At 53.6% G+C, this 25,136-nt stretch carries 15 protein-coding genes; 13 read left to right on the forward strand and 2 right to left on the reverse strand.

Features of this window, described 5'->3' with window-relative positions:
• Window positions 1-91: 91 nt before the first annotated feature.
• Window positions 92-907 carry an AraC family transcriptional regulator gene (locus tag IEW09_RS17415; RefSeq protein ID WP_188555531.1) on the reverse strand — a complete coding sequence of 272 codons (816 nt, stop codon included), beginning with the start codon at window positions 905-907 and terminating at the stop codon, window positions 92-94.
• A gap of 82 nt (window positions 908-989) precedes the next feature.
• Here IEW09_RS17415 and IEW09_RS17420 point away from each other — a divergent pair, with 82 nt between their 5' ends.
• The 11 genes from IEW09_RS17420 to IEW09_RS17470 all read left to right on the forward strand — a co-directional run bounded on the left by IEW09_RS17420 (window position 990) and on the right by IEW09_RS17470 (window position 16,830).
• Entirely contained in the window at window positions 990-2,615 is a 1,626-nt protein-coding gene (locus tag IEW09_RS17420; protein WP_263369209.1) for a DHA2 family efflux MFS transporter permease subunit, read from the forward strand.
• 2 nt (window positions 2,616-2,617) lie between these two features.
• Window positions 2,618-4,456, forward strand: coding sequence for a hypothetical protein (locus IEW09_RS17425; RefSeq protein ID WP_188555533.1), 1,839 nt, complete (start codon window positions 2,618-2,620; stop codon window positions 4,454-4,456).
• A 20-nt stretch (window positions 4,457-4,476) separates the two neighbouring features.
• The gene (locus IEW09_RS17430; protein ID WP_188555534.1) at window positions 4,477-4,944 is read left to right on the forward strand and encodes a YraN family protein; all 468 of its coding nucleotides are present in this window, start codon (window positions 4,477-4,479) and stop codon (window positions 4,942-4,944) included.
• Window positions 4,935-5,426, forward strand: coding sequence for a DinB family protein (locus tag IEW09_RS17435; protein WP_188555535.1), 492 nt, complete (start codon window positions 4,935-4,937; stop codon window positions 5,424-5,426). The genes IEW09_RS17430 and IEW09_RS17435 overlap by 10 nt, the downstream gene beginning before the upstream one ends.
• Window positions 5,427-5,495: 69 nt before the next feature.
• Window positions 5,496-5,966 (forward strand): hypothetical protein, encoded by a 471-nt coding sequence (locus IEW09_RS17440; RefSeq protein ID WP_188555536.1) that lies wholly within the window; start codon window positions 5,496-5,498, stop codon window positions 5,964-5,966.
• Window positions 5,967-6,095: 129 nt separating this feature from the next.
• Window positions 6,096-8,771 carry a glycoside hydrolase family 2 protein gene (locus IEW09_RS17445; protein ID WP_188555537.1) on the forward strand — a complete coding sequence of 892 codons (2,676 nt, stop codon included), beginning with the start codon at window positions 6,096-6,098 and terminating at the stop codon, window positions 8,769-8,771.
• A 9-nt stretch (window positions 8,772-8,780) separates the two neighbouring features.
• Window positions 8,781-10,088 (forward strand): MFS transporter, encoded by a 1,308-nt coding sequence (locus tag IEW09_RS17450; protein WP_188555538.1) that lies wholly within the window; start codon window positions 8,781-8,783, stop codon window positions 10,086-10,088.
• 207 nt (window positions 10,089-10,295) lie between these two features.
• Window positions 10,296-10,772: a MarR family winged helix-turn-helix transcriptional regulator gene (locus tag IEW09_RS17455; protein ID WP_188555539.1), complete on the forward strand. Its 477-nt coding sequence runs from the start codon at window positions 10,296-10,298 to the stop codon at window positions 10,770-10,772.
• A gap of 79 nt (window positions 10,773-10,851) precedes the next feature.
• Window positions 10,852-12,663 (forward strand): chloride channel protein, encoded by a 1,812-nt coding sequence (locus IEW09_RS17460; protein WP_188555540.1) that lies wholly within the window; start codon window positions 10,852-10,854, stop codon window positions 12,661-12,663.
• A gap of 133 nt (window positions 12,664-12,796) precedes the next feature.
• Window positions 12,797-14,611: a chloride channel protein gene (locus IEW09_RS17465; protein ID WP_188555541.1), complete on the forward strand. Its 1,815-nt coding sequence runs from the start codon at window positions 12,797-12,799 to the stop codon at window positions 14,609-14,611.
• A gap of 461 nt (window positions 14,612-15,072) precedes the next feature.
• The gene (locus IEW09_RS17470; protein ID WP_188555542.1) at window positions 15,073-16,830 is read left to right on the forward strand and encodes a class I mannose-6-phosphate isomerase; all 1,758 of its coding nucleotides are present in this window, start codon (window positions 15,073-15,075) and stop codon (window positions 16,828-16,830) included.
• A gap of 8 nt (window positions 16,831-16,838) precedes the next feature.
• On the opposite strand, the gene IEW09_RS17475 is transcribed toward IEW09_RS17470, so the two are convergent.
• Window positions 16,839-17,663 carry a DeoR/GlpR family DNA-binding transcription regulator gene (locus tag IEW09_RS17475; RefSeq protein WP_229739414.1) on the reverse strand — a complete coding sequence of 275 codons (825 nt, stop codon included), beginning with the start codon at window positions 17,661-17,663 and terminating at the stop codon, window positions 16,839-16,841.
• Window positions 17,664-17,960: 297 nt separating this feature from the next.
• Here IEW09_RS17475 and IEW09_RS17480 point away from each other — a divergent pair, with 297 nt between their 5' ends.
• Window positions 17,961-21,356 (forward strand): TonB-dependent receptor, encoded by a 3,396-nt coding sequence (locus IEW09_RS17480; protein ID WP_188555543.1) that lies wholly within the window; start codon window positions 17,961-17,963, stop codon window positions 21,354-21,356.
• 91 nt (window positions 21,357-21,447) lie between these two features.
• Window positions 21,448-25,005: a glycoside hydrolase family 38 N-terminal domain-containing protein gene (locus tag IEW09_RS17485; protein WP_188555544.1), complete on the forward strand. Its 3,558-nt coding sequence runs from the start codon at window positions 21,448-21,450 to the stop codon at window positions 25,003-25,005.
• Window positions 25,006-25,136: the final 131 nt, after the last annotated feature.

Below are 25,136 nucleotides of genomic sequence, written 5' to 3' on the forward strand. Positions count from 1 at the left end.
ATGCGACCTCTTCAATTGTTCGTGATGGGCGTGCTCGGTGTGCACAATCAAGTATCGCAGGGTTAGGGGCATCGAGGCAACTGGAACATTTTTAACGCGATGATTGGCTGTCTGGGCGAAGATTTCTAAGATAATGCGAGGGCGGAATGCCCAGCGATTTGCGAAACATCGCTGAAAACGCCGCGTGGCTGTCGTAACCGAGGGCCTTTGCAATGCGCGAGCTAGACTGTCCCTGCGCCAAGCGAATCTGCGCTTCAAGCAGCAACAATTGAAGCCGCCACTCCTGGAAGCTCATCTTCAACTCTTTGCGAAAGAGCCTCGACAGTGTGCGGCTGCTGATGCCCATCTCTGCGGCCCAGAAGTCCATGCTTCCGGTGAGGCTCGGCCTTCTCTGCATCGCCTCGCATATCTTTCGTAGTCCTGGGTCTTTCGGCCAGGGAAGATGCAGAGGCAGCGTGTGGGTAAAGCGCAGTTCATTGCAGATGAGAGCGGCCAGATGCGCGGCGCGGCCATCGGGTGGATAGGCTCGCGGTTCGCTCAACATGCTCACGATGAGCTCGCGCAGGAGCGGTGACACCTCGACGACGGCGCAGCCCTTCGCCGGTCCGGCAACGGTGTCGTCAAAGTAGGCCGAACGCATCCGCAGTCTGCTCCGCATGCGTATCGAGTGCCGCATCTTTGCCGGTACCCATATCGCGCGAGTCGGCAGCAGAACCCACTGGCCCTCCTGCGTAGTCACCGTCATGGTGCCTTCGATGGCGTAGATCAGCTGTGCCTTGGCATGCTCGTGCATCGGGATGCGATCCCCAGCGTCATAGTCGTAAGCCAGCAATGCGACGGGACGATCTACATTGAGGCACTCTTTTAATGCTGCATCTGTCCGCTTATCGATAGGTTCTGTCTGCATATCGCTTTCATGACACTCTAGCCTCCCACTATAAGGGAGGAAAAGAACGATTTTACGGAAGCACAACATATGGTTTATCGCGATTGCCGCGATTATCGCTCCTTTTATGGAGGTGCTCGACACTTCCATTGCGAACGTCGCCCTTCCTTATATTGCGGGCAACCTGTCCTCGTCCCTGGATGAGTCGGTTTGGGTGCTCACTTCCTATCTGGTGGCGAATGCCATCGTCCTGCCAACCAGCGGATGGATCTCCGGAAGAATCGGGCGAAAGCGCTTCTACCTGATCTCAATCTTTCTCTTCACCCTCAGCTCGTTCTTCTGCGGCATCGCGCCCAACCTTACGGCGCTGATCTTCTTTCGTATCCTTCAGGGGTTGGGCGGTGGCGGGTTACAGCCAACAACACAGGCGATCCTTGCCGACGTCTTCCCCAAAGAACGCATTGCCTCTGCCTTCACTCTGTACTCCATCGTCATCGTGCTTGCCCCCACGCTTGGCCCGGTTTTGGGCGGATGGCTCAGCGACAACTGCGGTTGGCGCTGGATCTTCTTTCTCAACATCCCCTTCGGCATCGCAGCTTATTTTATGAACCGCGAGCTACAGCCGGAGACGGAGATCGTTCAGCCCAGGGGCAGCCAGATCGACTACCTCGGGCTCTCCGGTGTGGCACTCGGTCTTGGCTGTCTGGAGTACGTGATGGACCGCGGCGAGCGCTCCGACTGGTTCGCCTCGCCTGCCATCACCGTCTGCGCAATTATCTCCGGCGCGGCATTAACTCTGTTGGTCTATCACCAGCTCTACCGGTCGAAACATCCGATCCTGCAACTTCGCCTGCTGGCGAACAGAAATTTTCTGCTGGCAAATGTCATGATCTTCTTCACTTACTTTGCCCGCTACGCCAGCACCACGCTGCTGCCGGAGTTTACGCACGGAATGCTGAACTACACCGCGACCGACAGCGGCCTTGTGCTCTCTCCCGGCTCGTTCGTTCTGCTGCTGTTCCTGCCCCTGGTGACGTGGCTCATGAAGCACGTCGATCTTCGCATACTGATCTTCAGTGGCCTTATGGTGACTAGTTTTTCCTTCTACCGCTTGAGTTCACTCTCTCTCGCTGTGGACTATTCGATAATCGTTAAATTCCGCATCTTAGAGAGTTCAGGAGTTGCGCTTTTTCTAACGCCGGTAAGCGTCCTTGCCTACTCGCAACTGAAGTCAGGCAAGAATGACGCAGCGGCTTCGTTATACGGTCTGTTCCGTAATCTCGGATCGGCGATTGGTATCTCCACCGTAAACACCATGCTCGTGCGCAGGGCACAGGTTCACCGAGTCTACCTCGGTGCCAACATCACTTCAGGTTTGCCGATGCTTCGAGAAGCATTCGCTGCTCCGCTTTGTATCTTGCAAACTCATGGCGGAGATAGCTTCAGCACTGCGGCCATGCGATCGTTGGGCTTGCTCAATGAAGAACTGAATCGGCAAGCGACCATACTCACCTATATGGACTGCTTTCGGTTGTTGATGTGGATTTCGATATGTCTGTCTCCGGTGGCGCTATTTTTCACAATTCAAAGGAAGCAGAAGCCAAAGAGCCCATCCAGAGTCTTTTCAGTGAAGCGGGCGTATCGATTTGAAGATACGAATAACGAAAAAATGAAGACGAGACATACACTGGAGGAATTACCCGAAGAAGAGACTCTAGAGGGAGTTTGAAGATGAAGTCTGGTGATTGGCTGCTGGGAGCGTTGATTCTGCTCTTGAATGTTATCTCTGGAGTCGCTCAGGTAGACGTATTGACGCAGCACAATAACCTCGAGCGGACCGGCGCAAATCTGCACGAGACCGTTCTGACGCACGAGAACGTCAACGTGAAGCAGTTCGGCATGCTCTTCAAGCGTGTGGTAGACGATCAGGTTTATGGCCAGCCGCTCTATGTATCGCACGTAAAAGTGGGCGGCGGTTTTCACGATGTGGTCTACGTGACGACTGTGAACAATAGCGTCTATGCCTTCGATGCCAATGACGCGGGTGCATCGACTCCAATTTGGCATGTAAACTTCGGCGCACCGGCGGACTTGCATGACGCAAAATTCGGCTGCCTCGATATCAATGGCAAGATGGGGATCATCGGAACTCCGGTGATCGATCGCCAGAGCGGTACGTTCTATGTTGTGGCGCTCACGCGCGTGGGTGGTGGTTTCATGCAGCGGCTTCATGCTCTGGATATTGCGACCGGCGCGGATATGCCGGACAGCCCTGTGACTATCACGGCGAAAGACTTTGATCCGCTGATGGAGAATCAGCGACCTGCTCTTCTGCTCTCGCATGGGGTGGTGTATGTGGGCTACGCCTCGCACTGCGATAAGGAGCCGTACCACGGCTTTCTGATGGGTTACGATGCGAAGACCCTGCACCAGACGGCTGTGCTGAACACATCACCGACAGGCTCTGAGGCGAGTATCTGGCAGTCTGGCCAGGCGCCGGCCGTAGATGCGGAGGGCAATATCTATGTGGTTACGGGGAACGGTTCGTGGGACGGCAAAGTTAACTTCAGCGAGAGCTTTCTGCGGCTCAGCCCGGAGTTGAAGCTGCTGGACTGGTTTACCCCGACCAATCACCTTGAGCTGGATGCGAAGGACATGGACCTTGACTCCTCCGGTGCGACGCTCATCCCCGGAACAAACCTTGTGCTGGGCGGCGGCAAGCAGGGCGTTCTGTATGTTCTCGACAAGCGGCACCTTGGACATCTCGGTGATGAAAATGCGTTACAGCACTTTCAGGCTGGTAAATCGCACCTGCACAGCTTCGTTTACTGGAAGAGCGACAGCAAAGGCTCTCTGCTCTACCTGTGGGGACAAACTGACCGATTACGCGTCTTTGGATTGAACGGAGATAAAGTAACCGAAACTCCAGTGATGACAAGGTCTGAGGTAAACCAGGGACATCCAGGTGCCATGCTGTCGATTTCGGCTAACGGCGGCAAAGAAGGAATTTTATGGGCTGCCATTCATGCGACCGGAGATTCATGGCACGAGTCCCGGCCCGGAGTTCTTCATGCCTACGACGCTGACGATATCAGCCATGAGCTTTGGAACTCGCTTGAAGACCCTGCGCGCGACGACTGCAACAACTACTCAAAGATGGCTCCTCCTACGATTGCGAACGGCAAGGTATACCTCGCCAGCTTTGGCACGGAAAACATAGGAACGGGACAGTTCTGCGTCTATGGGTTACTGCCGGATGGGCCACCTCCCGCAGCTCCCGAGGGGCTTCGTGCCAGTGTGCAGGATGGTGTAGTCTCGCTCACCTGGGTTGCTGTGTCGGGAGCGAGAACTTATACCGTAAAGGCTTTGAATACCGCCAACGGCGAACCGAACACGCTTGCCACGGGCTTAGTCTCAACAGGATTTACCGGAATTACGCCATACGAAGGAACGTCTACTTACGTCGTCACAGCATTGAACTCAAATGGCGAGAGCATTTCTTCCAAGCCTGTTACCGTTGATCTGCGACACGCTGCCGCCGTTCAGCGAAGCCATGTAATGATGCACTGATGTTCAAGGGGACGCGCACCATGAGAACCGCTATCGGACTCGATTTGCAGGTATGGGCCCTGCGGCGTATGGACACACTGAACAGGCGGTTCCGGCGCACGCCGTCCACGGCAGAGCATCTTGCCACAGGCCTGCGTGGCGAACGGGAAGCACTCTTTCATCTGCGAACTCTCGGCTACACCGTCGTAGCGCGACGATGGAAGAGCGCAAAGCTACGCGGTGACGTCGACCTGATCGGCTGGGATGAGGACTGGCTCTGCTTCATTGAAGTTAAGACGAGGACAGGAAGAGATCCGCTGGCGCCTGCCGAGTTTGCCGTAGACGCCGACAAGCAGGAGATGTTGCGAAAGATGGCACGCGCTTATCTGCGCAGTTTTCCCGAGAAGTTACGGCGTGAGGTTCCAGTGCGTTTCGATATCGTTTCGGTGTATTTGCAACAGGCTACGGTCGAGTTCGACGTATACAAAGGAGCATTCGGATGGGAGTGACTTACACGCAGGGAACTAAGTTAGAACTGCTCGATCCAATTGAGCTGGGTAAGCAGGTGACAGCGGTAGTGCGGCAGGCTCTGCCATGGCTGCAAACACTTACAGAAGCTTCGGCCAGTCGTCCCGAAAAGACAGGTAAGTGGTGTGCGAAAGAGGTTATTGGTCACCTGACCGATTCGGCGATCAACAATCACGCAAGGGTGATGAGGTTGCAGATTGAGACCGAACCAAACCTGCGCGGCTATGAGCAAATGGCCTGGGTCGATCTGCAGCGCTATGCGGACCGGGAATGGAGCAAAGTGCTTGAGAGTTGGGCCATGTTAAACGAGCATTTTGCCTGGGCGGTCAGCCACGTTGACAAGGCGCACCTGACAAATATGGGAACGATAGAGGGAGACGAACTGACCCTCGGGTTTTTGATCGAAGACTATATCGCGCACATGGAGCACCATCTGCGTGCATTGAAAACCTGGACGATATAGCGAGTCCATGCAACATCCATTTTTGCGGCGGCGGTGTCTAATATAGGTGGATACCGAGGTGAAGAGACGATGACGCTGCTGAATGCTCCGCAATATAACGCCCACCGCGAGGCGCGAAACCGTAATTTATTGGTAGGTGGCGGAGTTTTGATCGTGGTATTGGTAGTGCTCTACTTGGGTGGCTATATGCTGGGGCACGGATGGTTCTTCTCGAACCTTCCGGTCGAGCACAAGATCAATACGTTTATGACCGATCTCCAAAATAAGGATTACAAGACGGCATATGGCATCTGGATGAATGACCCCAAATGGGAGCAGCATCCGCAGAATTACGATTACAAGTTGCAGCGGTTCATCGAGGATTGGACGACCGCCAGCGACTGGGGTCCCATCACATCGCATCACGTAGACATCTCCAAGCGTGACGGCTCTGGCATCATCATCGCGGTGACCGTGAACAACAGCCCCAAGAAGTTGTTTCTTTGGTACGAGCGATCGAACGGAACGTTGACCTACTCGCCGCGCGAACTACAGTATTAGCGCGGCTCCGGCGTCACTGCGTGCAATGCGAAACGAAGACCATGTAAAGTTCTCCTACGCTCTTTTTAAAGAAAAGTCGGGGAGATCAGTCCATTGCGTATACGATTTCAGCGGTCAGTACTATCCTGCATGGTTGCCGGAGTTTTAGCTTTGTTCAGCACGCCTCCTGCCTCGGCAAGTTCTGCTCTCCCCGCGCCTGTCGTGGTCTCTTCCGGCTGGCAGTTGCAGGATGCCGCTAAAGTCTCGCAATCCGGAGACGCCGTCTCACTCCCTACCTTCACTCCGCAGAACTGGTATGCCGCAACCGTCCCCGGTACAGTGCTCACCAGCCTCGTCAATAATGGCGTCTACCCCGAGCCGCTCTACGGCGAAAACAACCGTCCCGACAAAATTCCCGAGAGCCTCTGCCGCACACCCTATTGGTATCGCGCCGTCATCACTGTGCCGAAGTCTTACGATCACCATCAAACGTGGCTCAACTTCGACGGCATCAACTACGCCTCTCAAATCTGGCTGAACGGCAAACAGATCGGCACCACCAAGGGTGCCTTCATCCGTGGAACCTTCGACATCACATCGCTCGTCAAGCCGGGCAAGCAAGCTGTACTGGCAGTGCTCGTCTCGCCGCAGCCACATCCCGGCGTTCCACACGAGCACACCATCCGCAACGGCATGGGGCTGAACGGCGGCATCACTGCCATCGATGGACCGACATTTCTCTCCACCATCGGCTGGGATTGGATTCCTGCTATTCGCGACCGCGACACCGGTATCTGGCGTAAGGTCTACCTCTCTGCAAGTGGGCCTGTCGTTATCAAAAATCCCCGAGTAGAAACCGACTTGCCTCTGCCCAAGTTAGATTCGGCGGATGTCTCTATCCAGACCACCGTCGAGAACACGAGCGATCAACCCCAAAAAGGCAGCCTCAAAGGCAGTTTCGGCGGCATCAACTTTCAGACAGAGGTAGAGCTTGCACCGCACGCCTCAACGCTCGTTGCGCTCGACCCAAAAAACATGCCGGTGCTGCGCGTCAGCAATCCGAAGCTCTGGTGGCCAAACGGCTACGGCCCGCAAAATCTCTATAACCTTCACCTCAGCTTCCAGATCAAGAAGCAGATCTCCGACACGAGCGATGTCAGCTTCGGCATCCGCAAGATCACCTACTCTGTTCCCGACTCTGAAAACCTCACCGTCTCCGTCAACGGTGTTCGTATCTTCATCCGCGGAGGCGACTGGGGCCTCGACGAGGCGATGAAGCGCATTCCCCGCGAGCGCCTCGAAGCTGAGATTCGCATGCACAAAATGGCCAACATCAATCTCATTCGCAACTGGGTCGGCCAAAGCACGAACGAGGACTTCTACGAGCTATGCGACAAGTACGGCATCCTTCTCTGGGACGAGTTCTTCCAGCCCAACCCCAGCGATGGCCCCAACCCTACCGACCTGCCAACGTACATGGCCAACGTCCGCGACAAGATTCTCCGTTTCCGCAACCATCCCTCCATCGCAATCTGGTGCGCGCGCAACGAAGGCTATCCACCTAAGGAGATCGATGATCTGCTGCGTCCTATGATGGCAGAGCTCGATCCCAACCGCCTCTATCAGCCCAGCTCCACCGCAGGCCACGGTGTCTTTTCGAGCGGTCCGTACCATTGGCGCACACCGCGCGAGTTCTACGACTTCAAGCATGCCTTCAAGACCGAGATCGGCAGTGTCTCCATTCCTACGCTCGAGTCCATCCACGGCATGATGCCGCAGAAGGACTGGGAGATCATCAACGACGACTGGGCCGAACATGATTTCGCCCGCGGCGCCTCCGGCGGCGATACCTACCGCAATGTGATCGAGGCTCGCTACGGCAAGCTGGCCAATCTCGCCGACTTCGTTCGCAAGGCCCAGCTCGCCAACTACGAGGCCTTCCGCGCCATGTATGAGGGCCGCAACGCCAAGCTCTTCAACCCCAGCACCGCCATCATTACGTGGATGAGCAATCCGGCGCAGCCGAGCTTCGTCTGGCAGCTCTATCACCACGACCTCGAGCCCAACTCGTCTCTCTTCGCCGTTGAGAAGGCAGGCGAGCTCCAGCACATCCAACTGAACGAGAGCAACGGCGACGTTCAGGTCATCAATAATCTCCCCATCGCATTGACGGGTGTCACCGCGCACATCTCCATCTATAACCTCGACGGCTCCATCCCTTATCAGCACGACTTTAACGTCACCGCTCCACCCAGTGTCGCCACCAGTCTTGGCATAGTGCCGTGGCCTGCGAACCTGTCGGCCGTCCACTTCGTCAAGCTCGACCTGCACGACGCCTCCGGCAAACTTCTCTCCACCAACTTCTACTGGCGCGCTCTGCCCGAGCATCAGGACGACCTCACCGCTCTCAATCAGTTACGCACCGTTACTCTAGACGCCAAGGTTGAGCGCCACGACGCCGACGGCAAATGCCTGCTCACGGTCACGCTGCACAACCCCGGTTCACAGGTAGCGTTGATGGCTCACCTGCAACTGCGTCGCCAGCACTCAGGCGAGCGCGTCCTTCCCGTCTTCTATAGCGACAACTACGTCTCGCTCGTTCCTAACGAGACCAGGACCATCTCGATTGAAGCCAGCGCAGCCGATCTCAAGGGCGAGACGCCGTTGGTTGTCCTCGATGGTTGGAACATCGCAGTCACGCCATCCTCATCATCCGCTGCCGCCATTGCACTCAACGTCGATGCCCAGGTCAATCACTGGCCCGTCACCGGCATTCCCATGTACGTTCCGCCTCCGGTACCCGCGGCCTCGGGACAGACAAACTAAAGTGGAGTAATGGTGCAGGCAGTGGAATCAGTTAACGGCAGGGAAGTCTACGCGAAGATCACGCTGCGGCTTATCCCGTATCTCTTCCTGCTCTACATCGTGGCGTATCTTGACCGCGTCAATGTCGGCTTCGCCGCCATGGACATGCAGCGCGAGCTGCACTACAGCAACACCGTCTACGGAACCGGCGCGGGCATCTTCTTTATTGGCTCCGCGCTCTTCGATCTTCCCAGCAACCTCATGCTGGCCCGCGTCGGCGCAAAGGTCTGGATCGCACGCATCATGATCTCGTGGGGCATCATCTCCACCTGCATGATGTTCGTGCGCTCGCCCGAATCGTTCTACATCCTTCGTTTTCTTCTCGGAGCCTGCGAGGCCGGATTCTTTCCCGGCATGATCTTCTATCTCACCTACTGGTACCCTTCGCACGAGCGCGCCCGCGCCGTAGCCAAGTTCATGACCGCAACTTCGCTTGCCGGTGTAGTTGGCGGCCCGCTCTCCAGCGCCTTGCTGCGCCTCGACGGCTTCAAAGGATTGGCGGGCTGGCAGTGGCTCTTCCTCTCCGAAGGCATACCAACCATCCTGCTCGGCATCTCCGTACTCTTCCTGCTAAAGAACAAGCCCGAAGAAGTTCATTGGCTCAAGCCGGAAGAGAAGGCATGGCTCGCCGACGAGTTGCAGCGCGACCGCATCCGCTACGGCGCAGCGGAGCATCACGCCCTGCGCGACGCCATCCGCCTGCCCATGCTCTGGCTGCTCGCCGGAGCCTACTTCGTCAGCCAGGTCGGTGTCTACATCGTCAACCTGTGGATGCCGCTCATCCTCAGCACGTTCTCCGGTGGCGCGCATACGGCCAGCGTCATCGCACGTTATGCCACGCTGCCGTATCTCGCTGCAGCCATCTTTACCGTGATCGTAGGCTGGAACTCCGATCGCACCACCGAGCGCCGCTGGCACATCGCCGGCTGCCTGCTACTCGCCGCAACCGGCTTCGCGTGGACGGCGGTTGCGCACAACATCGTGGTCGCCATTGTCGCCATGACCTTCGCCGCCATGGGCCTGTGGAGCATGATGGGCCCCTTCTGGACGTTGACCACCAGCGTCCTCGGCGACGCAGCAGCAGCGGCAGCCGTTGCCATTCTCACTACCATCGGCGGTGTAGGCGCCTTCCTCGGCCCATACTCCATCGGCAGAATCCGCGACATCACCCACAGTTTTCAAGGCGGCCTCTACGCCATGAGCGCACTGGCAGTCGGCGCCGCGTTGCTGGCTCTTGCCGCAAGATCAGGGAAACAGTCGCCCAAGACAAAATCCTGATTTTCAGAGTGGTCGAATGTAATGAAATGGTTTAGTTCTAAATAGTTGAATGAGTAAATAGTTTAGTATCGAACTATTTGCTCATAGGCAAATGCTGATTCCTTGCGTTCCATTTTTGACATTCCGTAGTCCATTTCGATGTTTCTGCGGTCATTTAATACATCATGTTGAGATGTAAATTGAATCTCGTTGCGATATACTATATTCATGACGCCGCAATCTTCCTACGAGGCGCTTCCATCCGCTACGGCCCAGACTCAAGCCGATGATGCGATTCGGAACCTTGCATGGTTTCGCTATAACCTCCGCAAATTTTTGCGATTCAGCGAGAAGGCTGCGCGGCAATGCGGAGTCACGCCGCAACAGCATCAACTGATGCTGGGTGTTGCCGGATACACCGGACGAGGAACTGCGACCGTTTCAGAGCTGGCCGAATTCCTGCAGGAGCGTCACAACTCTGTAGTGGGATTGGTGGAACGTGCTGCACAGCGCGGCTTGGTCCGTAAGGAGCATGACACGCAGGATCGCAGGTTTGTCCTGGTTTCGTTGACTCCGCAAGGAGAACAGATTCTTGCACGGCTGACGGAGCTGCACAAGGAAGAGGTAAAAGCTGCGCGAGAGGCCCTGGTCAAGGTGCCGAAGGTGCCTGCACAGGTACTTGAAGTAAAGAAAAAGGCCGTGTGACGCGAAGATCGCTCACAATGGCTAGGTTTCGAAAATATCCAACAATCTTGGAACGGCAAAGGCAAAGACAGTCGATCAAATGGACCGGACGCAAACCATCAAGACGAGAAGAGATAACTGGGTGCTGAGGCATCCTTTGTTACGCAAGTACATGCCGCTGGTGCATGAAGATCTTACCGCGACGTATTCGCGCGACCTGCATAAATGGCTGATTATTGCTCCTATCATCGGCGTAACCACTGGGTTGGCCATTACCTCGATCGCTATTGTCGTGTTGGGCAAGGTGTGGCCGGTTGTTCTGGGCTACTATCTGGGGCATCACTGGGCGATTGTGCCCGGACTGGTGGCCGCTTTTGCGGTGACTGGTTTGATCATGCAGTTTCTGACACCCGATCCGGATGAGCATTCCACCGAAGAGGTCATTCGGTCTTATCACGAGCATCAGGGTGACATTAACATGCGGCCGTTTCTGCCGAAGCTGCTGGCGGCCATTACAACGGTGGCCTTTGGAGGCAGCACCGCGCTGGAAGGACCAAGTATCTATGGCGGTGCGGCGATTGGCTCGTGGCTATGGGCTAAGCTGCGGTGGCTGCGTTTGGATAGCCGAGATCGTCGCGTCATGCTGATCTGCGGCGCAGCGGCAGGTATGTCGGCGGTCTTCCGCGCGCCTTTGACTGGTATCGTCTTTGCGCTGGAGATGCCTTATAAGGACGATCTGGCGCACGAAGCTCTGGTGCCGTCGCTGATCGCCTCGGTGATCTCCTACATCACGCTTAGCTCATTTCTTGGCGGAGCGCCGCTGTTCGACTTTGCCAGTTCGACATCGTTCACCGGGCGGGACCTTGTGTGGTGCGCCTTGCTTGGACTGGTAATCGGGCTCATCGCAATGGCATTTGTAATTACCTTCCGCCGGATGCGCGTGTTCTTTGTGAAATCTTCTCTTCCGCACTGGGTGAAGATGGCGATCGGCGGGTTGTTGACTGGTCTTTGCGGCCTGACCTTCCTGTACTTCTATCATGGGACGCTGGTTCCGATCGGTCCCAATTATGAAGCTGTAGGAATGATTCTCGGCATACACCACAGCACGCTCGAGCTGGTGACCTTTGGTGTCCTTAAACTTGCGGCCAGCGCATTTACGCTGGGTGTTGGTGGCGTCAGCGCTCTGTTCGTTCCGTTATTTTTGTCGGGCGGCAGCTTTGGCGTAGCCTTTGCACAGGCTGTTGTTCATAGCTCTTCGATTGAATTGTATGCAGCGGTGGGCATGGCTGCATTTATCGCTGCGGGTTATAAGACGCCGCTGGCGGCAGTGGTGTTCGTTGCTGAAGCTACTGGTGGCCATGCGTTCATTATTCCTGCGCTGATCGGCTCGGCGGTGGCATATGCGGTGTCCGGAGATGCATCGGCATCAGGAGATCAGCGGATACATGAAGGCGTCAGGGTGCAGGAACTGCGGCATGTGATTGTTGGCAGCGTGATGCAGCAGAAGGTGATATCAGTGCAGGCATCATTGACGCTGAGCGAGTTTACCGAGTTGCTCTCTCCTCACTATCATCACTCGACGTTTCCGGTGTTCGAAGAGGATGAGCTGCTTGGGACTGTCGATGTATGGTCGGTCGCGAAGGTGCCCACACAAAAATGGCAGACAATGCGGATCCGAGAGCTTACGGACCGGCACATTGCGCGGATTCCTTTTGACTGCGATGTGACGGAAGGTCTGCGCCTGTTGATGAGCGAGCACCCGCAACATATGTTGCTGGTGACCTCCGCTGCCGGCAAGCTGGAAGGCATCGTGACGAAGACGGATATTTTGCAGGCCTTGAAGACGCGCAGAGATGCGCCGACGCAAGCAAGTCTTGAGACGGTATCGAGGGAGCCGAGCTTGGTGGAGTGACATCGCGATAGGATTTTGAGATCGTGCCGCCGAGAACCTGGCTGGTCATCAGGGCTGCTCTCTGCATAAGAGTTTTGCCGGATCGATGCAGTGATCGATCCGGGATGCTTGAGACGAAGTGCGGAGGTTTCCGATGGCCGATTATCCATTCACGGAAGTGACGACGCCGAACCCTGATAGCAAGCCTCAGAAAAAAGGTCAATTTGGTGTAGCGCTCGAGCCGGAGGTCATTAAGATATGCGGCTATGCATTGCTGATTGGACTCATCGGCGGCCTGGTGGCGGAAGGCCTGCTGGAGCTAATTTACCTCTTCACCAATTTATTTTTCTATGGCAAGGTCTCGTTTGCAATTACGAACCCTGCGTATAACCATCTGGGCTGGTGGGTGATTCTGATTCCGCCGATTGGCGGGCTGCTGGTAGGCATCATGGTGCATTACTGGGAGCCAACGCTGAAGGGGCATGGGATTCCCGAAGCGATGGAAGCAGTGTTGTTTGGTCACAGCCGAATGCGAATTCGCGTGGCACTGCTGAAGCCATTAGCTACCGCACTGGCGATTGGTACAGGCGGCCCGTTTGGAGCAGAGGGCCCGATCATTCAAACGGGTGCAGCCTTCGGATCGCTGTTCGGACAAGCAGTTGGTTTAACACCGTACTACCGACGCGTGCTGCTTGCATCAGGCGCGGCTGCTGGTATGGCTGCTACTTTTACCGCCCCACTCGCAGGGATTCTCGTCGCAATTGAACTGCTGCTGTTCGAATTGCGAGCACGCTCGTTTATTCCTGTGGCGCTTGCAGCCGCAGTTGCTACTGGAGTGCGCATTCATTTTGTAGGATGGGCTCCGTTATTTCCGACGCCAGCTTTTAAGCTGACCAGCATGAATGAGCTTTGGCTCTTCGGCCTTATGGGAATCCTGATGGGGATCGTTGGGTTGGCAATGATTCGTGCATTGGCATGGACAGAAGATTTCTTTGACGAGATTCCTCTCAAACATGCTCTGATCTGGTCGCCCGCAATCGGCGCATTAATTCTTGGTGTGATTGGATATTTTTATCCTCAGGTCTTCGGCACTGGCTACGACACGATTCGCGATATGTTGAATGACCGGCTGACGACAAGCAAGCTGCTAGGCATCTCAGTAGCAAAGTTTTGGGCGTTGGTGATTTCTTTAGGATCGGGAACGACGGGAGGTGTATTCGCGCCTTCGCTGATTGTAGGCGGTGGTATTGGTGCGACGTTTGCCATTGGCTTTCAACATGTTTTTCCGCATCTGGTCAGCAATCCGGCGTTCTATGCGTTGGTGGCGATGGCAGCGGTATTTGGGGGGATTGCACGCGCTCCGTTTACGAGCATCGTATTTTTGTTTGAGCTAAGCCATAACCCCAATGCGCTGCTTCCGCTGATTGTCTGCGTCATGGTTTCAGATGGGTTTGTGCGGCTGTTCAGTCGGGATTCGATCATGACTGGGAAGCTGGTCAAACGAGGGTTGATCATTCTGCAGGACTACTCGGTGCCGGTACTGATGCGCGCACGAATCGACCAGATCATGCAGAAGCAGTTCACGACGATCGATGCGGATGAGGAGTTGCGGACGGTGCTGACGACGCTCACTCCAGGCAGTGGCATCGGGCTAATGCCAGTAGTGGAGAAAGATGGATCTCTGGTAGGCATTGTGGAGGCGCATGATCTGCTGAAGATCGAACCGCCGGACCACCACTTTAAAATGCGCGAGCTCGCACGGCAAGACTATGTGCTGGCCTATCCGGAAGAGGCCGTCGATCAGGTGAACCGCGACATGCTGCTGAAAAATATCGAAAATGTCGTTGTGGTGCAGTCGCATGGGTCGCGCAAACCGATTGGAATTGCGCGAGCAAATGACATTTTGCAGTTGCGCCGCTGGCTGATGGAAGAGGAGACTCGCGAAGTCGTAGCCAAGAGCAAGGCTTAATGTGTTGTTATTACACAAAAACTCCCGCCGTTCGATTTCGACGAGCGGCAGGAGTTCTAGCGCCTGATGCTTATAGGCTGCTGCCTGCTTTTTAGAGGTAAATCTTTGCCGCATTTCTCCTTGACGTGCAGCGTTCAATGCCGAGCTGGTGGTTCCTGCTGAAAAGGTATCGATGTTTGTTGCTGGAACTGCGAAGGCTGATTCGCTATATTTGGCAGATACTAAATGAAATTTAGATCGCAATAAATGATTAATATCAATGATAAAATCACAGATAATGATCGTAAATACCTATTTTTATGGCATTAATAAGAAGGTTTACTAATATGCTGGAGCGTGTTGAATGAGGTAAGTATTGACTCCTCAGGCTTTAGTTACTAATTATTTGTTGTTTTTTAGTTGGAGGTTGCGATGGGTGTTCTTACAGCGGATTCTGATGGTTGTTGTGCGGGGGGACAGTTATGAGGGGGTTCCATAACTACGATCTGAACCCAGTGATTTACCTGCCAGCTTATGGAGAGCGGGATTGTCTTGAAGGCTGGAGTGAAGTTACGGCCCGCATCCAGGAGTGCCTTCCGCCGACAGGTAAGTACACGATTGCGATTGAGTGCTATCCGGGAGTGATGCTCGATGCGCTACAGAGAAAAATTGCTGCGGCATTCCCCCAAAGCACCATTCTGAATGTAGAAGATGCATATAGCGATGCAGCGGTTTTGAGAGAACAATTTCAGGAGACATTCACAGCGGACCCAGTTTTCGGGAGGATGCGCCTCTGGCCGATGGCGAGCTATTTTGATGAGCATCGCACAGCGGAGTTGAAAGCCAAAATTGCGCAGAGTGCATCGGTGGTATTTCTTGTTGGTGCGGGTACTCAACAGGTCGTTACGAATCCGGATCTGCTTGTTTATGCGAACGTAACGCGCTGGGAGCTGCAGAAGCGTCAACGCAGCAAAAGCATTTGTAATCTCGGGCTCCAGAACTATGAGGATTCTGCGCAGCTCTTGTACAAGAACGCATACTTTCTCGAATGGAGAGTTGCGGACGAGATGCGTCATGCTCTCTATGGAAGGGTTGTTTACTTCCTCGATCTGGACGACCAGGAAATTCCCCGAATGGTGAAAGGCGATGTACTCCGGGATGCTATTTCGACGGTAGTCAGGCAGCCTTTTCGGGTGGTGCCGTTTTTCGATCCGGGACCGTGGGGAGGCTCCTGGATGATGCGGACCTTCGATCTTCCGCAAAATGTCCCGAACTACGCATGGTGTTTCGACTGCGTTCCGGAAGAAAACAGCGCCACGCTGGGCTTTGGGCCCCGGCGATTCCAGCTTCCCGCAATTCTGTTAGTACACGAGCAGCCAATTGCGTTATTAGGAGAGGCTATCTATAGATATTTCGGGGCAGAATTCCCCATCCGCTTTGATCTACTAGACACAGTTGGGGGCTCGAATCTCTCCTTGCAGGTGCATCCTCTGCGCGAGTATATCCAGCAGCATTTCGGAATTCCTTACACGCAGGACGAGAGCTACTACATTCTTGATCAATGCGGTGATTCTCAGATTTATCTTGGGGTGCGTACCGGAACGGAACGCGATGACATGCGCAGGGACCTGGAAGAGGCTCAGGCAGGCGGACCGCCTTTCCCGGCTGAACGCTATGTCAATCTATTGCCGACCCATAAGCATGATCATTTTTCCATCCCGGCTGGGACGATTCATTGTTCGGGCAGCGATAATTTGGTACTTGAGATCAGTGCCACGCCCTATATTTTTACGTTCAAGCTATGGGATTGGGGCCGCTTAGGATTGGACGGCAGGCCGCGTCCGATCCATCTTGAGCATGGCCTTGCCAATATCCAGTGGAACCGCAACACGGAATGGGTGAGAAGGGAACTGCTGAACCAGACCGAGCCTGTTGCAACAGGCGATGGTTGGCGCGAGGAACGAACGGGGCTCCATCACACTCAGTTTCTTGAGACGCGCCGCACATGGTTTACAAAAGCAGTGACGCACAATACAGAAGGGAATCTGCATGTCTTGAATCTTGTCGAAGGAGAAGCTGTCAGTGTGGAAAGTCCTGACGGCAAATTTCCGCCGATCGAGATCCACTATGCAGAAACCTTTATTGTGCCGGCCTCGGTTGGAGCGTACACCATTCGGCCTCTAGGCAAGACGAATGAACCGTTGGCAATTATTAGAGCGTATCTGCGCAACATGGATTAACGATAAGCTCAAGCCAATATTACGGAGATTCCGAGTTTTTCAAACGGTGCAATCGCTTCTGCGGTTGCACCGTGGTCCGTGATCAGACAGTCGATTTCCTCTGTTTTGCATAGAAGCCATTTGCTGACTGTGCCCAGCTTGCTTCGATCGGCAACGACGACTTTCTTTTTAGAATGCTGAGCCAGTTTGCGGAGCACCTCGGCTTCAGCCGGATTCGTGCAGGTCAAGCCCTGTTGCGCATCAATCCCGTCCACTCCGATAAACATAATGTCCGCAAAGAGCATTTCGGTTGCCGCATTCGCAAGAGGGCCGAGCAGGGTAAACCAGTTTCCGCGAAGGATGCCTCCGGTAACAATGACTTCGATGTCCTTACGGTTGCTGAGCTCCATCGCGACATTGATTGTATTGGTGATGATTGAAATATCGCTGAGCACCTTCAGGCTTCGAACGACCTCGGTAGTTGTTGTCCCGCCGCTCAACGCAATGGTTTGGCCTGTTTGAACCAATTCTGCTGCGGCACGTGCGATGCGGCGTTTTTCTTCTGCGAAGCTGGCAATCTTGTCCTGGAAGGATGCGTCGTGGCGGAAGGGCTCGTAGAAGAGTGGCCCGATCGGTATAGCACCTCCGCGAACGCGCTTGAGCAGCGACCGGTTTTCCAGATCTTCAAGGTCGCGCCGTATGGTCGCAATCGAAGCTCCCAAAGCAGAACAAAGATCATCAATCGAGACACTACCAGTCGCTTGAAGGTTGCGAAGAATGAATTCCTGCCTTGCAACCAAATTATCTGTCTTATTCCCCATAAAGGGAGCATACCAAAGGGCAATTGCGATCAAACCTTGGATACTCGGGGCCAATGTTTCTGCACTTTAACAGGATCAGATCTCGCGCAACGCGAGCAGATTGCCAGACAAAGAATCTATTGAAGCGGTGGATGCCCTGGACATGCAGATGCCAATTTTGGGGGAAGAATAGCGTGCAACCCGTTGGCCGGTTGATATATATGAGTTTTAAATCATTAAATATGATTGCAATATGGACAATCAATCTTTTGATGGAGTAGTATTCGTTCGTATTTGATATTGGAGTATTAGTGCAGGTGAATTTAGGAATGGCCAAGAGCGAAAAATCACTTGAAACTATTGTATACAGTATGCAGGCGGGCTATTGAGATACAGAGATTCGTGCGTAGCGAAACTCGAAATTATGGGAGGCATCAGATGATGAAAAGAGTTGCTCTATTAATTTTGATTGGGTGTTCCTTCGTGCTCTGTGCGCCAGCGCAAACCACGAACGGACTCATAACAGGCACAGTGACAGACCCAAGCGGGGCGGTTGTGCCGAATTCTCAAATTGAGATCACAAACCAGGGAACCGGTATAAAGAGAGCTACAGTAAGTGGGGCGGATGGGCACTATATTGTGCCTCAGTTGGCTCCGGGAATTTACGACATCGTTGTAACGACGGCGGGGTTTGGCCAGCAGAACCAAAAGAACGTTCAGTTGGAGGTCAACCAAAGCCTTACGCTGGATTTTAAGCTTGGGCTAGCGTCTGCTGCTCAGACTGTGCAGGTCACGACCGCTCCTCCCATGCTGAACACGACTTCCGCGACTTTGACTAATGTTGTGAATCATGAGGAAACCGTTGATCTGCCGCTGAACGGGCGCGAATTCACGCAACTGGCATTGCTGTCTCCAGGAGCATCGCCCGTAGAAAATGGCCAGCAAAGCGGCTTTGTGGTCGCACTTGGTGCTGGTGGAATCAGCCCATCCATGAATGGACAGCGCGGCGAACAGAACAACTTTACGATGGACGGTATTCTGAACAACCAGATTTACACGAATACCTGGGTGATTGCGCCTCCTCCAGATGCCATCCAGGAGTTCAATGTCCAGTCGCACATCACAGACGCACAGTTTTCTATCAGCAGCGGTGCGAACATCAATGTTGCAACGCGTGCCGGTACAAATACATTTCACGGTGCTGTTTGGGAGTTTTTCCGAAACGATGCACTCGATGCGCAGACCTACCCCGATACAAGCCGGTTGCCTTACCGGCAGAATCAGTACGGTGTTTATTTTGGCGGTCCTGTGATGCTGCCGAAGGTGGTCAACGGGAAGAACAATACCTGGTTCTCCTTGTACTGGGAAGGGTTCCGCTCTGCTAAAACGACGTCCTATTTAGCAAGTGTTCTGACTCCTAATATGATCGCTGGGAATTTTGCGTCTGCCTTAGGTAGCCAGATAGGAACAGATAGTCTGGGACGACCTGAATATTCAGGCGAAATCTATGATCCGGAGACCAGCAGACCAGATCCGAACAATCCGGGAGAATCTCTGCGCGACCCCTTCCCGGGCAATGTAATTCCCTCTGGTCGGATCAATCAGGCCAGCCTGCTCTATCTACAGAAGTACTATCCAGCACCGAATCTTAACGTTGCTGACAATGTTTTTCCCAATTACCAATTTTCAGGAGCAAATAACACCGCCAGCGATATATTTGGAATCCGACTGGATCACCAGCTTACGCAAAATGACATTATCTTTGCACGGTTCAATCGTTCGAAGCAGACACTGACTACGCCGGAAAGCCTGCCGACATATTCGCATCTGCTCATTAACTATGGGCAGCAGGCAGCGCTTGGATATACCCACGTCTTCAACCCCAAGACGATTTTGAATTTCCGATACGGCTATTCCTACATCAACTATGACGATACGGACGAGGCCGCCGGAACCGCCTTTGCTCAATCGATCAATTCGACTGAGGCCTTCCCGGTTCACGATGGTGTACAACTGGCTCCGGCGCTGAGCATCGCAAACGGATTTACCGGAACGAGTCAGTTCGCGGTTCCTCTTGGTCCCATGGAAGCGATGGACTATCACGTCGATTTATCAAAGGTAGTCTCGAATCATACTTTGGGCGTGGGAGGGATGTACTATCACCTTCGCAGTTACGATGATGGTTGGACGGCTGGTGCAAACTTCACACAGAACGCTACCTCTCAGGATGGTACGGCAGGACCGACAGGCTATGGCGCAGCCAGTTTCCTGCTTGGAGCGCTCGATAGTTATACCCCATGGCTTGGAAACACCGGAGCAGATCAAACCGTAAACTGGTACGGCTTCTATGCGCAGGACCAATGGCAGGCTACGAAGAAACTCGTACTGACTGCGGGAATTCGCTGGGACTACGTCAGCCCGCCGAACTATCACAAAATTGTTTCCGGCTTGAACGTCTTAAATGGGCAGTTTATTGTTACCGGGGCTGTGCCTCCCAGCGTTACTGAAGCTAATGGGCCTCGAGGATTCTTCAATCCCCAATACAACGGTTGGGAGCCACGCTTTGGGCTCGTGTATCAGTTTACGGACCGCACAGTCCTGCATGGCGCATTTGCAATGCTGGATGATCACAACAACACACTTATCCAGGAAAATCAGAACATTCGTTTGTCCTGGCCCAGTGGCGTTGCGGCGAATCTGACCAGTTTGGATCTTGGGATTCCGAGTACGTATTTGAATAATCTTCCACCTGCATCGTCATTGCTGGGAGGTCTCGCTCCTTATGCGAGCTACGGAGCCGACCCCGACAACAAAATCCCATATGTGTTGGAGTACAACCTTGGAGTGCAACAGCAACTATCAGCGTCAACTACGTTGAAGTTGGATTATGTTGGTTCGCTGGGTCGACATCAATACATTGTGCCGGAAGCGAATACGGCACTTTATCCGGGAGCTGGACCAGTGCTGGCCCGGGAACCCTTCCCCCAATATGGAGGTCCGTTCTCGTTCTCATGGAATGAAATGCCTTCGAGCTACAACGCTCTTCAAGCGCAACTGCAAAAGAGCTTAAGTAATGGGCTATTTTTACAGGCGTCCTATACGTGGTCGAAGTCTATGGACTGGCAATCGGATCCATACACTAACTCAGAACCGAATTTCTATAACCTGCACATGGACTGGGGGCCTTCGGACTACAACAAGACGAACATGGTTGTTCTGACCGAGGTCTATCAATTGCCTTTCGGCCAAAACAGAACATATTTGCGTGGAGCCAATAAATTAGTGCAGGGCGTGGCAGGTGACTGGATGCTTGGCTCGATCGTGACGCTGAACTCCGGCGCGCCGTTCAACGTATTCGCCGGTGGCGATATTGCCAATACCGGCTCACCGGGACAGCGTGCAGAAAGAACAAGTGCTGCTCCGTATGCTGGCTCGGGCTTTGTACAGTCACGGACAGATTGGCTCAATAAGCTGGCATTTACTCAGCCTGCGCAATATACGTTCGGAAACGAACATCGAAATGATCTTGTTGGTCCGAGGTATGACAACTTCGATGTGAACCTCTCGAAAAACTTTCCGCTTTTCGAAAGTTCAACCCTTCAATTCCGGTCGGAGTTCTTCAATATCTTCAATCACACGAACCTCTCCAACCCTGACAACACTATTACTGATGGATCGTTCGGCAAGATATTGAGCGCTGCGGGTTCCGGGCGGGAGATTCAATTTGCGCTGAAGATATTGTTCTAACTGCAATTGGGCCGTCTTCTATAGGCGGCCCTTCACCTTTTGCCAGTCGCGAGCCTATTCGTGAAAAGAAGTAGTAGAGAGATCGGTGGCCATGTTCAATAAGAAAGCAGTTACAGGTTTTGTTCTGTTTGGGGTGTGTTTACTGGCGGGGTACAGTGCCTTTGGAGACACGAACGAGAGTAATCAGAATGCAGTCGTCTTTAAGCTTGGAAGTTTCGACCGCTCTTCATTCGAGTTCGCATCGGACAGCCCGAAGCAGCCAGTGAACTTTATTGTTGGCCAAAGCAATCCGGCAAAGGATTGGTATGCAACGCAACCGGCGGTGTTGAGTTCCGCTTCCGGGCAGACAAGAACGGATGTAGCCTCCGCACCCAGAGCAATCCACTTTTCTATCGATAGTAGACCGGAGGATAGGTATCGGCTGCGCGTATCCTTATTAATTGAAGCCGCTAGTGTGCCTGCTCTCCGCATCGATATTAATGGACGGCGGGGCATGCTTTATCTCCATCCCAAGCTCGATTACAGCAATGGCGATCAGGGCGACTCTTTTTATCCCGCATATTCACATGCTGAAACTACATTCGAATTTCCTGCCGGCTATCTGAAGCATGGCGAAAATTCAATTGCGTTCCAGGCGGTTGAGCAGGCAGATCAGGCTGTACCAGACGCCAGTCTTACTTATGATGCGATCGAGCTTGATCGTGTGACTGGTGTGGGTACTCCGAATGCCTCTTCAGCTTTGGTTGTGCCTACGATCTTCTTCCGCCAAGAGGGCGGTAGCATCAAGGAACAGGTCGACGCCTTTATCCAGTCTGCAAAGCCATTTAAAGCCGGTGCCGAAGTTGAGCTGGCGGTCAACGGCAAGACCTATCACCAAAACGTGCAAGGCAGTCAGGACTTCGGCGAAGAGAAGGTGAGCTTTTTAGTCCCTGAGTTTACGAAAGATACGCATGCTCAACTTACCTGGAAGAGTGTGGGGCGTCCGCAACACAGCGATCAAACCATCAGTCCACAAAAAAAATGGACGATCTTCATCGTGCCTCATATCCACGTAGACGTGGGTTACTCAGATTACCAGCCCAAGGTAGCGGCAATTCAGAGCCGAGATATTGATGAAGCGTTGGACATGATCGATAAAAATCCCAGCTTCAGGTATAGCCTGGATGGGGCATGGGATCTGGAGCAGTTTTTGAAGACACATACTGCTGCCGATCAAGCTCGTGCGATCAAGGCCGTGCAGGAACAAAAACTCTATGTGCCCGCGCAGTATGCGAATCTGCTGACGGGATTCCCAACATCTGAAACACTGATTCGCTCCCTCTATCCAAGCGCAAATTTCAGCCGGGAGCATGGATCACCATTCAATTACGCAAATATCACCGATGTTCCTTCCTATTCGTGGTCCTATGCTTCGGTCTTGGCTGCTGCAGGAATCCACTATCTTGCCGGCGGGAGCAATAACTATCGCGCTCCTGTTCTGCTTCAGGGAAGATTAAATGAGAATTCGCCGATGTGGTGGGAGGGACCGGACGGAAACAAAGTTCTACTATGGTATTCGCGTATTTATCAGCAGATGCAGATGCTCTTTGGATTGCCTCCGGTACTGGATGCCGGTCGCGACACACTGCCATTGTTCCTGCAGATGTATGAGCATCCGGGCTATGTTGCCGATGAGACGATCATGTACGGCACTCAGGTAGAGAACACGGATCTCTTTCCGCAGCAGTCGGAGCTAGCGCAAAAGTGGAATGAAACCTACGCCTATCCGCATCTGAAGTACTCCGGCTTTCACGACGCTCTTCAGTCGATTCAGCAGCAGTTTGGCAACAACATTCCCAGTATTCGCGGCGACGGTGGCCCCTACTGGGAAGATGGTATTGCATCGGATGCTTATTATGCCGGTATGGAGCGCTGGAACGAGGGCCGAGCTCCAACAGCGGAAAAGTTCGCCACGCTCACTTCGATCGTGAATCCGCGCACGCGAGCCGATAAGGCTTCTCTCGATCGCATGTGGAGAAACATGGTCTTGATGGATGAGCATACCTGGGACTCGTACAACAGTACTTCTGATCCGACCAGTATGGAAGCGGTTAAACAGCTAGCCGTGAAGGATCAGTATGCCGTGAACGCGCAGGCTTTGGCTGATTTCATCACACAGAACACCATGGCAAGTCTGACCAGTGCCATTCCGGTTGGGGCAGGGAAGGTGATCATCTTTAACAGTCTCAATTGGAAACGGAGTGGATTAGTTTCGATTGATATCGACAAAAAAACCGAGCTGGTTGACACAACAACCGATCAGAAGGTCCCGTTCAAAATTCTCCAGAGCGGCCCCAATTTCGATCACATTCAGTTTGTGGCTACCGATATCCCGGCCGTTGGATACAAGGTCTACAAGATGCAGCCGTCAACATCTCCTGCACCGAGTACAGCAACGCAACAGAACCTGACGATGGAGAATTCTTATTATCGAGTGACACTTGATCCATCAACTGGCGCAGTCAAGAGCATCTATGACAAGCAGTTGAACCACGAGTTGGTAAACGAAAGCAGCCCGTATCGCTTTGGGCAGTATCTGTACGTCACCGGGGGCGACAAAGCTTCGAACACGGTTCTGCAATACAGCCATGTTTATCCGAAGCCTGCACTGGAAGTCCATCCTGCAGAGGGCGGCAGCTTAGTCTCCGTCGCTCAGACGCCTTATGGGTGGGTTGCGCGCATGCGGAGTCACTCTGTTAACACTCCTGCTATAACCAGCGAGATTCGGCTCTTTGATCGGACCAAGAAGATCGAGTTTGTAGAGGATGTGGAGAAGAAAGATGTCGACACGAAAGAGGGCGTATATTTTGCATTCCCGTTCGCGATGGGCCATCCGAAGTTTGAATACGAGATTCAAAATGGAGTAGTCAACCCGGCGAAAGATATGTATCCGGGTGCAGGTCATGAGTGGTTTTCTGTCCAGCACTGGATTGCATTGCAGGAAGGCGGCGTTTCTGTCGGTCTGCTTCCGCTGGATGCAGGCTTGGCAACGTTTGGCGACATCAATCGAGGACAATGGCCGGATCATTTTGGAGATCGCCCAGGTTCTGTCTTCTCTTACATCATGAACAACTATTGGGACACGAACTATCGAGCCGGGCAAGGGGGACACTTCAAATTTCACTACGTCCTTACAAGCGCATCTTCCACCAATGCGTCTGAGCTGAGCCGTCTGGGATGGGAGGAGATCACTCCGCTGGAAGCGGACATCGTCACAACTCAGGACAAAGCTCTCTCGTCACCCGAGGGAGAAGATCACGGCGCCAGTCCCTCGAATTCGGTTGCCGGTGCCGGTTCGCCGTGCGTTCTAGATCCGAAGGAAGACAGTTTTCTAAACGTGGACGATCCTAATGTTCTATTTGAGACCTGGAAACCTGCAGAAGACGGCAACGGCACTATCCTCCGTTTCCTTGATATAGGAGGCGATCAACGAACGGTAACTGTTCATGTCCCGCTCCTGCATATTGAAGAGGCATGGCAGAGCAATGCAGTGGAAAAGGATGGAGAGAAGCTTTCTCTTTCGGGAGATCATGATTTCAGCTTTGTCATCCACCCACATGAAATTGCCTCAATTCGGATCGTCGGGTCCGATGCATGCAAGGCCAATTGAACGGACTAGCGGAGTATATGGAATTACGTGTAAAAGGTATGTGAAAGGGGCTGCATGGACTTGCGTTTCAACTGGGATTGAGTGTCCTTCGATCCTTCGTCTGAAGCGTCCCAATGAGCCATTGGAGGTAT

The organism is Edaphobacter dinghuensis, from assembly GCF_014640335.1.
Classification (GTDB): Bacteria; Acidobacteriota; Terriglobia; order Terriglobales; family Acidobacteriaceae; genus Edaphobacter; species Edaphobacter dinghuensis.